The sequence below is a fragment of the Albimonas sp. genome, from assembly GCF_055129145.1.
Window position 1 is genome coordinate 1 of sequence record NZ_JBSRTQ010000127.1, and the last position, 12,644, is coordinate 12,644.

At 72.9% G+C, this 12,644-nt stretch carries 10 protein-coding genes; 5 read left to right on the forward strand and 5 right to left on the reverse strand.

The window, feature by feature from the left end; translation table 11 throughout:
- Positions 1 to 91: 91 nt before the first annotated feature.
- Both ACTB72_RS16720 and ACTB72_RS16725 read right to left on the reverse strand, forming a co-directional pair.
- Entirely contained in the window at positions 92 to 1,681 is a 1,590-nt protein-coding gene (locus tag ACTB72_RS16720; RefSeq protein WP_463038146.1) for a DHA2 family efflux MFS transporter permease subunit, read from the reverse strand.
- Between the two features lie 238 nt (positions 1,682 to 1,919).
- The gene (locus ACTB72_RS16725; protein ID WP_463038147.1) at positions 1,920 to 3,227 is read right to left on the reverse strand and encodes an HlyD family secretion protein; all 1,308 of its coding nucleotides are present in this window, start codon (positions 3,225 to 3,227) and stop codon (positions 1,920 to 1,922) included.
- Between the two features lie 236 nt (positions 3,228 to 3,463).
- Here ACTB72_RS16725 and ACTB72_RS16730 point away from each other — a divergent pair, with 236 nt between their 5' ends.
- Together ACTB72_RS16730 and ACTB72_RS16735 are read left to right on the forward strand one after the other, a co-directional pair.
- Positions 3,464 to 4,147: a TetR/AcrR family transcriptional regulator gene (locus tag ACTB72_RS16730; RefSeq protein WP_463038148.1), complete on the forward strand. Its 684-nt coding sequence runs from the start codon at positions 3,464 to 3,466 to the stop codon at positions 4,145 to 4,147.
- A gap of 367 nt (positions 4,148 to 4,514) precedes the next feature.
- Positions 4,515 to 5,849 (forward strand): MFS transporter, encoded by a 1,335-nt coding sequence (locus ACTB72_RS16735; RefSeq protein WP_463038149.1) that lies wholly within the window; start codon positions 4,515 to 4,517, stop codon positions 5,847 to 5,849.
- Positions 5,850 to 5,852: 3 nt separating this feature from the next.
- On the opposite strand, the gene ACTB72_RS16740 is transcribed toward ACTB72_RS16735, so the two are convergent.
- Positions 5,853 to 6,503 carry an NnrU family protein gene (locus ACTB72_RS16740; RefSeq protein WP_463038150.1) on the reverse strand — a complete coding sequence of 217 codons (651 nt, stop codon included), beginning with the start codon at positions 6,501 to 6,503 and terminating at the stop codon, positions 5,853 to 5,855.
- A gap of 511 nt (positions 6,504 to 7,014) precedes the next feature.
- Here ACTB72_RS16740 and ACTB72_RS16745 point away from each other — a divergent pair.
- The 3 genes from ACTB72_RS16745 (at position 7,015) to ACTB72_RS16755 (ending at position 10,026) form a co-directional block, all read left to right on the forward strand.
- On the forward strand, positions 7,015 to 8,349 hold the full coding sequence (locus ACTB72_RS16745) for an MFS transporter (RefSeq protein WP_463038151.1): 1,335 nt from the start codon (positions 7,015 to 7,017) through the stop codon (positions 8,347 to 8,349).
- A gap of 148 nt (positions 8,350 to 8,497) precedes the next feature.
- Entirely contained in the window at positions 8,498 to 8,968 is a 471-nt protein-coding gene (locus tag ACTB72_RS16750; RefSeq protein WP_463038152.1) for a YcgN family cysteine cluster protein, read from the forward strand.
- Entirely contained in the window at positions 8,968 to 10,026 is a 1,059-nt protein-coding gene (locus ACTB72_RS16755; RefSeq protein WP_463038153.1) for a threonine aldolase family protein, read from the forward strand. Before ACTB72_RS16750 ends, ACTB72_RS16755 begins: the two co-directional genes overlap by 1 nt.
- Before the next feature lie 75 nt (positions 10,027 to 10,101).
- On the opposite strand, the gene ACTB72_RS16760 is transcribed toward ACTB72_RS16755, so the two are convergent.
- On the reverse strand, positions 10,102 to 11,133 hold the full coding sequence (locus ACTB72_RS16760; RefSeq protein WP_463038154.1) for a calcium-binding protein: 1,032 nt from the start codon (positions 11,131 to 11,133) through the stop codon (positions 10,102 to 10,104).
- A 220-nt stretch (positions 11,134 to 11,353) separates the two neighbouring features.
- A complete protein-coding gene (hslO, locus tag ACTB72_RS16765; protein ID WP_463038155.1) occupies positions 11,354 to 12,373 on the reverse strand; it encodes an Hsp33 family molecular chaperone HslO in 1,020 nt (339 codons plus the stop codon).
- Between the last annotated feature and the right edge of the window lie 271 nt (positions 12,374 to 12,644).

Here is a 12,644-nt window from a genome sequence, read left to right on the forward strand (position 1 = left end):
TGCAACCCCGCCCCCCCCCCGCGCCCCGGAGACACCCAGCGTAGGGCGGGTGCAAACCCGCCACCCCCCAAATACCCGCGCAACCGCCCGCCTAATGCCCTCCCGCCCCCGCCCCGCCGCCCGCGGGCTTGCGCAGCAGCAGCACGATCAGCAGCATCGAGCCGAAGATCGCCGCGAGCACCAGGAACACGTCCGAAAACGCCATCACCAGCGCCTGCCCCCGGACCATCCCCGACAGCTTCGCCAGCGCCCCCGCCGCCGCGTCCGAGCCCAGCGTCGAGGTCAGCGCCGCGGTCATTTCAGCCAGCCGCTCCTCCGCCTGCGGCGCGCCCCAGGACACATGCTCGGCCAGGCGCGCGTAATGCAGGTCGGTGCGCGCGGAGATCATGGTGTTGATCGCCGCCAGCCCGAAGGCCCCGCCCAGGTTCCGGGTCAGGTTGAACAGGCCGGACGCGTTCTTCACCTCCTGCGGCGGCAGCGTGCCCAGCGCGATCATGTTGATCGGGATCATGCACAGCATCAGCGACACGCCGCGCAGCGCCTGCGGGGCGAACAGCTCCCAGAACGACCAGTCCGAAGTGATCGGGATCAGCTCGAAGCTGGAGATCGCGAAGCCGCAGAGGCCCACGAAGATGATTTTTCGAGGGTCGATCTTGCGCGACAGAGCGCCGACCACCGGGGCGGTCATGAACATGAAGGCGCCGGTGACGAACACCGTCTCGCCGATCTGCAGCGCGGTCAGGTGGCGGACCCGGGCGAGATAGAGCGGGTAGAGATAGGTCAGCCCGTAAAGCCCCACCCCCAGCACGAAGGTCAGGGCGGAGCCGATGGCGAAGTTGCGGTCGGCATAGGCCTTCAGGTTGACGATGGGCGTGTGGTTGGTCAGCGCCCGCCAGAAGAACATGATCCCGCCCAGCGTCGCCGCCACCGCGAACCAGGTGATGGTCGCGGACTGGAACCAGTCCTCCTTCTGCCCCTCCTCCAGCACGTATTCCAGGCTGCCCAGGAACACCGCCATCGAGATCAGGCCCAGATAGTCGAAGCGGCTGAGCAGCGCGTGGTCGGGCTCGTCGAAATCCACCAGCGTCCAGGCGAGCAGCGTCGCCACGGCGCCGGGGACGATGTTGACCAGGAACAGCCAGTGCCAGGAGAAGAGCTCGGTCAGGTAGCCGCCGATGGTGGGGCCCACGGTCGGGGCGAGCGTCACCGTCAGCCCGACCAGCGCCATCACCGGGCCCTGGGATTTCTTGGGGAACACCGTCCAGGCCGCCGCGAAGGCCGTCGGGATCATGCCGCCGCCGATGAACCCCTGGATGGCGCGGTAGACGATCATCTGGTCGATCGACGTCGCGGTGGCGCAGAGCGCCGAAGCCATGGTGAAGCCGGCGGCCGAGATGGTGAACAGCACCCGGGTCGACAGCCCGCGCGCGAGGAACCCCGAGAGCGGGATCATCACCACCTCGGCGATGAGATACGAGGTCTGCACCCAGCTGATCTCGTCCGGGGAGGCCGACAGCCCGGCCTGGATCTCGGACAGCGAGGACGACACGATCTGGATGTCGAGGATCGCCATGAACATGCCGAAGACCAGCGCGAAGAAGCCGATCAGGCGGCGCAGGGTCGGAGGCGGCGGTTCGGCCGGACCGGATTGGGCGGGAGAGTTCGGGGCGGCGTCGGCCATGGCTCGGGATCCGCGTCAAGGGCCGCGACGGGGCGCGGCGGACGTTGGCAGGCGGGCCGGGGCGCAGGCGCGGCGGTCCTGAGGGGAGGGCGGACGCGCGCGCCTCGCCGTCGGAAAAGGGCGCCCGATCCGCGCCAAGGGGGGGAGAGGCGGGATCGGGCTTTGACCGACCGCGTCCGGGCAGGGCGCGACCGGTTTTCGGGTCCGGCGCGGAGCGGCGCGCGGGACGGGCCGCGCCTCAGTCGGAGGCGCCGGCGGCGCGGGGAACGGAAGCCACCGGCCCGGTCGCGTCCGGCGCGACCACCGGCCGGGCGCCCCGGGCGCGCAGATCGTCGGCCACCCGGCTGTCGAGCGTCGCCAGCACCGACATGCCCGGCCGCAGCCAGCCCTGCGCCGCCACATCGGCGGGAATCGCCACCCGCACCGGCAGCCGCTGCACCACCTTGGTGAAATTTCCGGTCGCGTTCTCCGGCGGCAGCAGGCTGAACACCGAGCCCGAGGCCGGCGACACCGAGACCACATGCCCGATGACCGAGCGGTCGGGATAGGCGTCGACCTCGATGGTCACCGGCGTTCCGGGAACCATGTCGGCCAGCTCCGTCTCCTTGAAGTTCGCGTCCACATGCACCGCGCCCAGCGGCACCACCGCCAGCAGGCGCTTGCCCGGGGTCACGTAGTCGCCGACCGCGACCGAGAGGTTGCCGATCACCCCGTCATAGGGCGCGCGGATCACGGTCGCGTCGAGATCGCGGGCGGCGCGGTCGCGCGACGCCTCGGCCCGGGCCAGCGCCGCCTCGACCTCGCCGCGCTGGGCGTCATAGACCGCGATCTGCGCCTGGGCCGAGATCACGCCGGCCTCCGCCTCCTGCACGCCGGCCTTTCCCATGGCTTCGGCGGCGCGCGCGGCGTCGAGCTTCTGGCCCGAAGCGACGTCGTTGGCCGCCAGCCGGTTGTAGCGCGAGAAATCGGATTCGGCCTGGATCAGCGAGGCCTTGGCCGAAGCCACCCGGGCGCGGGCCTGGGCGACGGAGGCTTGCGCAGCGTCCTTCTGGCGTTCGATCCGCACCAGAGCGGCCTTCTGCGAGGCGATATCGGCCTCCGCCACCCGCAGCGCGACCCGATAGTCGCCGCCCTCCAGCGTCACCAGAGGCGCGCCCTTGAGCACATGGGCGTTGGTCACCGCGTCGACCCGGTCGATGTATCCCGACACCTTGGGGGCGAGCTGCGCGAAGTCGACCGCCACATAGGCGTCGTCGGTGGAGACCATGAAGCGGCCGTCGGTCCAGTAGCCGTAACCCTCGTAAGCGCCGGCGCCGACCAGCCCCAGCGCGATGACCAGCGGGATCAGCTTGCCGAGGCCGCGCTTCTTGGGCGCCTCCGGCGGGGTCGGTTCGGCCTGGCCGGGCCGTGTGGCGGCTGAGGCGGCGGGCGCGCCGGGATCGGATTTCAGCGCCGGGCGGGCGTCGCCGGGTCCGCGGCCGGCCGGGGCGTCATCGGCGCGCGAGGCGGAGGCGTCGGCCTGTTCGCGGTCGTAATCTCTGGCCATGTCGCGTCTCCGGTCGCATCGCCGCCGCGACCCAGCGGTGCGACTCATTCATTGACCGAACCGTTCGGTCAGCGCTTGACATGGCGCCCTTCCTCCCCGAGATCAAGCGGGCGCGGCGCACGGGATGACGCAGGCGCCGAACGCGCCGACGCCATGCCCCTGCGCATCCAGGCCCCCGCCGTGCTATGCGCAGGATCTTCGCCCACCCGACCGACCAACCCGGAGCGCACGCCCCCATGCCCAGCCCCGCCGCGCGCAAAGCGACCCAACCGACCGCCGGCCCCGCGACCGACGCGGCGGCGGCCGGCGCGGCCGAGGCCGGCGCCAAGCGCGACCAGATCCTCGCGGGCGCGCGCAGGGTGTTCCTGTCGCGCGGCTTCGACGCCGCCTCGATGGGCGAGATCGCGCGCGACGCGGGCGTGTCCAAGGGCACGCTCTACGTCTATTTCGACAGCAAGGAGACGCTGTTCCGCGCCCTCATCGTCAAGCTCAAGCGCAGCACGGCCGAGCGTCTGACCGACCTGGACTGGTGCGCCGAGGGGCTGGAATCGGCGCTCGCCCGCTTCGCCGAGCGCCTGCTGGCCGAAGTGCTGGAACCCGAGCATATCGCCCTGCTGCGCATGGTGGTCGCGGCGTCCGACCGCTTCCCCGACATCGGCCGCACCTTCTACGAGGCCGGGCCGCTCTACGGCGCCCGGCGCCTGGCCGAGCATCTGGCGTTGCGCGCGACGCGGGGCGAAGTGGCGCTCGACGGCGTCGATCCGCAGGACGCGGCCTGGCATTTCCTGGGGCTGATCAAGAACCCGATCACGCTTTGCGCGTTGATGTCGGCGGCGGACCGGCCCTCGGACGACGCGCTCGCCAAGGTCAGCCGCGAGGCCGCCTGGGTGTTCATGCGCGCCTACGGCCCGAGGGGCTGAGGCGCCCGGCCGGCGGACCGTCCGGCCCCCGCGACGCCGACGCGCCGATCCCGTGCCTGATCGCCTGATCGCCGCGCCGGGCCCGCTCTCGATGCTCTGCCGGCCATGGCTCGACCCGCCGCCGCCCGAGCTTCGCGGCGCCCTGCGCGGCCCGCGCCCGGCGCCGCATGCGGTCCGGCTCCACGCCGCGCGGGCGCTCCGTCGCCGCCCTCGGCACGGACGTCGCGCGGCCCCGCCGGAGAAAGCGCCGCCCGCCCCGGCCCGCGCCCCGCGATGATCCCGCAGGCACTTGCCGCGCCCGCCGCCCACCCCCTATCCTCGCCCGAAGCCGCGCCGCCAGACGCGCGATCCGGGGAGGAAATCCGACATGTCCGTGGCCGACGCCGGCGCGCGCCCGCGCCTTTATTACGGGTGGGTGGTCATCGCCATCGCCTTCGTGACCATGGGCGTCGCCATCACGGCCCGCACCGGCTATTCGCTGCTGTTCCCCGAGATGATCGACGAATTCGGCTGGGACAGCGGCATGACCGCGGGCGCCTTCTCGGTCGGCTTCATCGCCTCGACCTTCTTCCTGCCCATCGTCGGCTGGACCATGGCCCGCTGGGGACCGCGCGCCACCATCCCCATGGGCGCGCTGATGGTGGGCGGCGGCTATCTCGCCGCGCGCTGGATCACCAACCCGGTCGAGCTCTACCTCTGCTTCGGGCTTTTCGCGGTCAACGGCTCGATGGCCATGAGCTACATCAGCCATTCCATGTTCATTCCCAACTGGTTCGTGCGCAATCGCGGCCTCGCCGTCGGCCTCGCCTTCGCGGGCGTGGGGGTGGGCGGCGTCACCCTGCTGCCCGCCATGCAATGGCTGATCGAGGCGCATGGCTGGCGCGTCGCCTGTCTCGCCGTGGGGGTGGTGACGGTGGTGGCGATCGTGCCGCTCAACCTGCTCTTCCAGCGGATGCGGCCCGAGGACATGGGCCTGCGCCCCGACGGCGACGCGGTCCCGGTGGCGGGCGCCGCCCCGCTCCATGCCGACCCGGTGGTCGACCGCGCCTGGGTGGAGACCGACTGGACCCTGCGCCTCGCCATGCGCACCGCGCGGTTCTGGTGGATCGCGCTGGGCTATTTCTGCGGCCTCTTCATCTGGTACGCGATCCAGATCCACCAGACCCGGTTCCTGATCGAAGTGGGGTTCGAGCCGCGTCTCGCCGCGCTGGCGCTCGGCGGCGTGGCGTTCTTCGGGATCTTCGGGCAGATCGGCATCGGCGCGCTCTCGGACCGGGTGGGGCGCGAGATCGGCTGGGCGCTGGCGCTGACCGGCTTCGTGGGGGCGTCGCTGCTGCTGCTGGCGCTGCAGGCGGCGCCGTCGATGGCGCTGCTCGGCGCGATGGTGGTGATGCAGGGGCTGCTCGGCAACGGGCTGTCGTCGATGTTCGGCGCGATCCCCGCGGAGATTTTCCAGGGGCGGAAGTTCCCGCAGATCTTCTCCACCATCTCGCTGATGGCGAATTTCGGGGCGGGGGCCGGGGTCTGGGCGATGGGCTGGATTCACGACGCGACCGGCGATTATCGGGCGGGGTTCTGGATCTGCCTGGCGCTGTCGGTGCTGTCGATGTTCTGCATCTGGCAGGCCGCGCCGCGCCGGGTGCGGCTGGTCGCGGGCCGGGCCGAGGCGCGGGCCCGGGCCGCGCGGACGGCGGCGGCCTGAGGGTCAGAGCCAGGCCGACGGATCCACCCCGATCACCGGGCCGTGCAGGCGCAGCAGCACGGCCCATAGCGCCAGCCCCGCCGCCGCCTCCGCCGCCATCCGCGGCGACCAGGCCCGACCGATGCGCGCGCCGAGGGGGCCGCGCGCGGCGGGCGCGATCCCGGCCCGCGCCGCCCGCCGGTCGAGCGAGGCCATGCCGGCGAGGGCGAAGACCGCGAAGCCGCCGAACATCAGGACGGCGACGAGGTCGCCATTGGCCGCGACATGGCCGCCGGCCCAGAGCGCGAAGGACCAGAGCACCGGGTGTCGCAGGATCGCCGGCAGCCCGGCCCGGCGCTCGGGCGCCGGCCCGCCGACGAAGGCGACCGAACCCGGATTGGGCCGCGTCGCAGCCCCGGCCAGCATCAGACAGGCCAGCGGCATGAGCAGATGCGGGGCGAGCATCAGCGCCCGGCTCGGCCCCCACAGCGCGACCGTCGGCACCCGCAGCCCCGCCGAGATCAGCCAGACCAGCAGGGCCCCGGACAGAACCGCGTAGCCCGCCACATATCGCCTCCGGCCGAGGCGCGCGATCAGCCTCGCCCGCGCGCCGGTGGCGGCGGGCAGGACATGGGCGGCGAGGAACACAGCGTAGGCGCAGAGAAATTCGACCATGCCTCGCCTGATGCGCCGGACCGGTCCGGGGAGCAAGCGACGGACGCGGAAAATGCGCGCCACATGAGCCCCCGACGCGGGCCGCGCGTCCGCCGGGGCGCCCGCGCGGCGTTGGACCGGGGGCGCCGGCGGCCCGCGCACGCGCGGCGAGGGCGGCTCTGCAGGCGGCAGGCGGAGGCGTCTGAGGTCACACGTCCGCAGGCGTCGCGCGGACCGCGGCGGCGGACGGCATCGCCCGAGGTCCTCGGCGCCCCGTCCTCGGCGCCTCCCCGCTCTTCCTCTACCCGGTCTCGCCGTCTCGCCGTCTGCGTCCCGCCCCCCTCCCGCCTTCTCCTGGTTTCCGCCCCTTGCCCGTCTCCGCCAGGCGCCCCCTTCCCAACCGCCGCGCGGGCGCCCCGGCGCAACCGGCGCGAGGGTCGCCGCGCGGCTCCCGCACGCCGGCCCCTTGACCCGGCCCCGCGCCTCGGCGCCTTCTGGCCGGCATGACAGCGCCGCCCCCGAGCTTTCCGCGATGACCCGCCCCCCGCCTCCCCGCCCGGACGCGCCGGTCCGGCAGTCGGCGCTCCTGCGCGACCGTCGGTTCGCGCCGCTGTTCTGGGTGCAATTCCTCGGCGCCTTCAACGACCAGGTGTTCAAGAACGGCTTCATGGCCCTGCTGACCTGGCGGCTGGCCGACCGGCTCGCGGTCGATCTCGACAGGCTGGTCCTCGCCGCCGGCGCCCTCTACATCCTGCCCTTCGCGCTCTTCGCCCCCGTCGCCGGCCAAGTGGCGGACGGCGTCGACAAGGCCCGGATGATGCGCTGGGTGAAAGGGGCCGAGGTGGTGCTGATGGCGCTCGCCGGCCTCGCCTTCCTGGCGGAGTCGCTCCCCGCCCTCTACGCGCTCCTCTTCCTGATGGGCGCGCAATCGGCGGTCTTCGCCCCGATCAAATACGCGGTCCTGCCGCAATATCTCGCCCCGCGGGAGCTGATGGCCGGCGCCGGCCTCGTTCAATCGGCCACCTTCCTCGCCATCATCCTCGGCCAGATCCTCGGGCTGAAGGTGGCCTTGCTGCCGGGCGGCGAGGTCTGGATCTCCGTCGCCATCCTCGCCGTGGCGCTCGCCGGATGGGGCGCGGCCTTGCTCGCGCCCCCCGCCCCGCCCGAAGGCCGGCGCCCGCTGGTCGACCACAACCCGCTCCGCGCCATCCGCGACGTGATCCGCGATTGCCGCCGCCATCCCGAGCCGTTCTTCGCCATCCGCTGCATCCAGTGGTTCTGGTTCGCCGGCGCGACGTTCCTGACCCTGATCCTGCCGATCGCCAGCCGGAACCTGCACGCGTCCGAGGACGCGGCCCTCCTGCTGCTCGCGGCCTTCGTCACCGGCCTGGCGCTCGGCGCCGCCCTGACCAACCGGGCGACCCGCGGGCGCATCGACCTGCGTCTGCCACCCGTCGGCGCGGCGGGGATGGCGCTCGGGGCCGCCCTCTTCTGGGCCGCCTGCGCGGCTTATGGCGAGGGGCTGGACCGCGGCGCCCCGCAGCTCGACGCCGCCGCCTTCCTCGCCCGGCCCGACGCCTGGCCGGTGCTGGGCGCGGCGGTGCTGCTCGCGGTCTTCGCAGGGCTCTACGTCGTCCCGCTCAACGCGGTCTACGTGGCCCAGGCCCCGGCGGGGGAGCGGGGGCGGTTCGTCGCCTGCTCCAATGTCATGGACTCGCTCGGCATGGTCGCCTCATCGCTGGTGGCGATGGCGCTGCTCGCAGCGGGGCTCGACCGGACGGCGGTGTTCGGGCTGATCGGGCTCACCGGCCTCGTCGTCGCCGCCGTCATCCTGCGCCACGCCCGCCGGACCCGCGCGGCGGGTTGAGCCCGCCCCGCCGCCACCCGGCGCCGCCGTCTCCCCGCCGCGCGGGCGCCCGGCCCCCACCTGCGCGCCGGTCGTCGCGCGGCCCTCCTCCCCTCCCCGCGGCAACGCCCCGCTGGACGCGCGCCGCAGGGACGGGCACACAAAGGCCATGACCTCCGCACCCGCGCTCCGCCCCGAATTCTGGCAGATGCCCCTCTCCGACCTCACCCGCGAGGAATGGGAGGCGCTCTGCGACGGCTGCGGCCGCTGCTGCCTCGTCAAGCTCGAGGACGAGGACACCGGCGACCTCGCCTACACCAACGTCCACTGCCGGCTCTACGACCCCGCCACCTGCCAATGCGGCAACTACGCGCTGCGCAAGGTGCTGGTCCCCGGCTGCGTGATCCTCACGCCCGAGACGCTGGAGGACGCGGCCGAGTGGATGCCCGAGACCTGCGCCTATCGCCGCCTGCATGAGGGGCGCGACCTGCCCGAATGGCACCCCCTGCTCGCCGGCCCCGACGGCCCCGCCGACGCCGGCATCCCCGCCAACGGGGCGAACTGGCCGGGCAAGCTCGCCGCGGAATGGGAGGTCGCCGAGGAAGACCTGGAAGATCACGTGGTGGAAGGGTTTCTCTGATGTGGTTCACCTCCGACAACGCCGGCCCCGCGGCGCCCGAGCTGATGGAGGCGGTGATGGCGGCCAATGCCGGCCATGCCATGCCCTACGGCAAGGATCCGCTGACCGCCTCGGTCCAGGTCCGGGTGCGCGAGGCGTTCGAGGCGCCCGACGCCATCGTCCACCTCGTCGCCACCGGCACCGCGGCCAACGCCATCGCGCTCGCCTCGATCACCGCCCCCTGGACCACCGTCTTCTGCCACCGCAACGCGCATGTGGAGGAGGACGAGTGCGGCGCGCCTGAATTCTACACCGGCGGCGCGAAGCTGACCCTGATCGACGGCGCGCATGCCAAGATGACCGAGGCCGGCCTCGCCCGCGCCCTGAAGTTCACCGCGCGCGCCGGGGTGCATAACGTGCAGCGCGGGGCGCTTTCGATCACCCAGGCGACGGAGCTCGGCGCGATCTACCGGCCCGACGAGATCGCGGGCCTCACCGCGCTCGCCCGCGCCCAGAATCTGCCGGTGCACATGGACGGCACCCGCTTCGCCAACGCCTGCGCCCGGCTCGGCTGCGCGCCGGCCGAGATCAGCTGGAAGGCGGGGGTCGACGTGCTCTGCCTCGGCGCCTCGAAGAACGGCGCGATGGCGGCCGAGGCGGTGATCTTCTTCGACGGCGACAAGGCCAGGGGCTGGGAGTTCGAGCTGCGCCGCAAGCGGGGCGGGCACCTGTTCTCCAAGATGCGCTTCATGGCGGCCCAGATGGACCGCTGGCTGGAAGGCGGGCTGTGGCTGGAGCTAGCCGGAAAGGCCAACGCCATGGCGGACCGGCTGGCGGACGGGCTGAAGGCCGGCGGGCTCGCCCGTTTCGACCACCCGGTGGAGGCCAACGCGCTTTTCCCCGCCCTGCCCCGCGCCATCCACCGCAAACTGCACGCGGCCGGCGCGCATTACTATCTCTGGCCCGGCGACCAGTCGCTGGAGGGGCCGGACGACGAGATGCTGACCTGCCGCCTGGTCTGCAACTGGGCGACCACCGAGGCGGACGTCGACGCCTTCCTCGCGGCCGCCGCGGGCTGAGACGCGCGCCGAGACGGGGCCGGAATCAGGAAGGGGCGGATCCAAGACCCGCCCCGTCGCTCGAAGCTCGCCGGTTCAGGCGAAAAGCAGGTCGTCGAAGCCCGGAACCTCGCCGCGCGAGGTGTCGAAGGCGGCGATGACCTCCCCGAACAGCAGCACGTTCGACAGGCCGTCGCGCACCGTCACGAAGTCGAAATCCGCCTCGGTGACCGGCCTGTCGTAACCGTGGCAGACCAGCTGATCGACGCCGCTCTCGAAGTCGCCGACGAAGATCGTGTTCCCGGTCCCGTCCTCGAGGTTGAAGTGGAACATGTCTTCGCCGCGCCCGCCGAACATCCGATCGGCGCCGCCATCGGCATAGAGCGCGTCGTCGCCGCCGCCGCCGTGCAGCCGGTCGCGCCCCTGCCCGCCATGCAGGACGTCGTCGCCCCCGCCGCCCTCGAGCCGGTCGCGCCCGTCGTCGCCGTAGAGCGCATCGGCCCCGCGCCCGCCCTCCAGGGAATCCGCGCCGCCGCGCCCGTGCATCGTGTCGTCGCCGCCGCGGCCGCGCAGGTCGTCGTCGCCGCGTCCGCCGCGCATGTCGTCGTCCTCGCCCCCGCCGCGCGCCATTTCAACCGGCATGGGGCGGCTGGTCGGGAACATGCCTTCGTCGGTCCGGATCTCCTCCGGCGAGGCGCCGCCGTCGTCGACGGCGGTGATGTAGGCGAGCCCGTCGTCTTCGAAATCGGGGCCGCGGCCCCAGCAGATCGCGTCCTCCGGCGACGGCGCGTCGTCGACGAGGACGAGGTCGCCGTCGTCGTACTCGACGCCGGACTCATCGTCTTCGTCATCGTCATCTTCGAAAGCAGCGCCGTCATCCTCGCCGTCTACCCAGACGCCATCCGGGTCTTCGCCGTCCCAGACCGGCAGCTCGCAGAACCACTCGTCGCCCACGAACAGGCCATCGGGAAGCGGCCCATCGCCGTCCGTCAACGGCGTTTCCCAGACCCAGCCGTCGTCGCCCGACATTCCGCCCGAGGCGTCTTCCGGGGCGTCGTCCCAAACCGGCAGCACGCAGTACTCGTAGTCCCGGCTCAGGTCCTTCTCCGCCGCGTCATCCGTCGACATGCTCATATCCGCTCCGAGAAACGCCCCGCAGGCGCCCGCTGTTCCGCAACGTCAAAGCGTTAGACCTGCGCCTGATCCGCGCCAAGAGGATTCGCACGCAAGGCGAGCGGATCTTTGCCGGATGGAAGCGACCCGAGCGGGAGAGGGAGGAAGAGGGAGGGAGGGGGGCGGAGCAAGCTTGGGCGGGCGGCGGAGCGCGCCGCCCGCCCAAGCCGGCGCGTCAGTCGCCGGCTTCGAAGCCCAGCTTGTCGGGGTCGAACTCGTAATGCGACCCGCAGAACTGGCAGTCGGCGGTGACCTTGCCGTCCTCGGTGGTCATGTGGCCGAGGTCCTTGGCCGAATACTGGTGCAGCGCCGCGCGGACCTTGTCGGCCGAGCAGGTGCAGCCGAAGGCCACCTTCTGCGGCGGCCAGACCCGCGGCGTCTCTTCGTGGAAGAGGCGCAGCAGCAGCCGGTCGGGGGCGACGAGGGGCCCGAGCAACTCATGCGTCTCGACGGTGTCGAGCAGCATGTTGACCCGGGTCCAGTCCTCCTCAGCGCCGCCCATCGCGGCGACGTCGCGCGCCGCCAGCAACCCGCCCTCGCCCGAGCCGCCCGTCCGTCCGTCCGGCGCGCCGGCCATCAGCGGCGAGGCAGGGGGCATGTGCTGGAGCATCAGCCCGCCGGCGCGCCAGGCCGCGCCCTGCGCCCCGATCGCCTCGGCCGAAGCCAGCGCGAAGCGGGTGGCGATCTGTTCGGACTGGGCGAAATAGGCCTCGGCGGAGGCCGCGAGCGACCCGCCGGCCAGCGGGGTGAGCCCCTGATAGGGCTGCCCCTCGCCATTGTTGACGATCATCGCGAAGTAGCCCTTGCCGAGCTGCGGGAAGATCGGCGCGTTGAGGTCCAGCCGCTCGGCGTCGAAGCCCGCATAGGCGCGCAGGGTGGCGGGGGCGCCTTCGTGCTCGGGCGCGAACCAGTCGGTGGCGATCAGGCGCACCGGCCCGTCGCCGCGGACCTGGATCGACAGGCGCCAGCGCAGCTTCACGGTCTGGCCGATCAGCGCGGTCAGCAGCGCCGCCTCGGCCAGCAGGCCGGCGATGGGGCGGGGATAGCGGTGCAGGGCCAGCATCCGGTCGAGCGAGGCGTCGAGCCGGGCCGCGCGGCCGCGCATCTCGGGCCGGTCGAGCGCGAAGGGCAGCACCTCGTCATCGCCGGGCGCCGGCTGGGGGGCGGCGAAAGGGGCGGCGGCGTCGAGGCTCATGGCGGCGGCTCCGTGTCTGAACGTGAATGCGGGCGAGGTTGTGGGCGAGCAGAGGGTCGAATGGCGGCGCTCCGGATCGGGCGGCTCGCCTGAGGCGGCATGGGGCGCGCGGGGCGGATCGTCGCTCCCGCGGCGCGGTCTGGTCACATAGCCATCCGCACGCCCCGGCGCCACCCCGCCGCGCGGGGACCCGCCGGGACCGTGACCCTGCCGCGCCGCAAGCCCCGCCCCCGCCACCCCGGTCCCGCGCAGGCGCGCAGGCCCCGTCCCG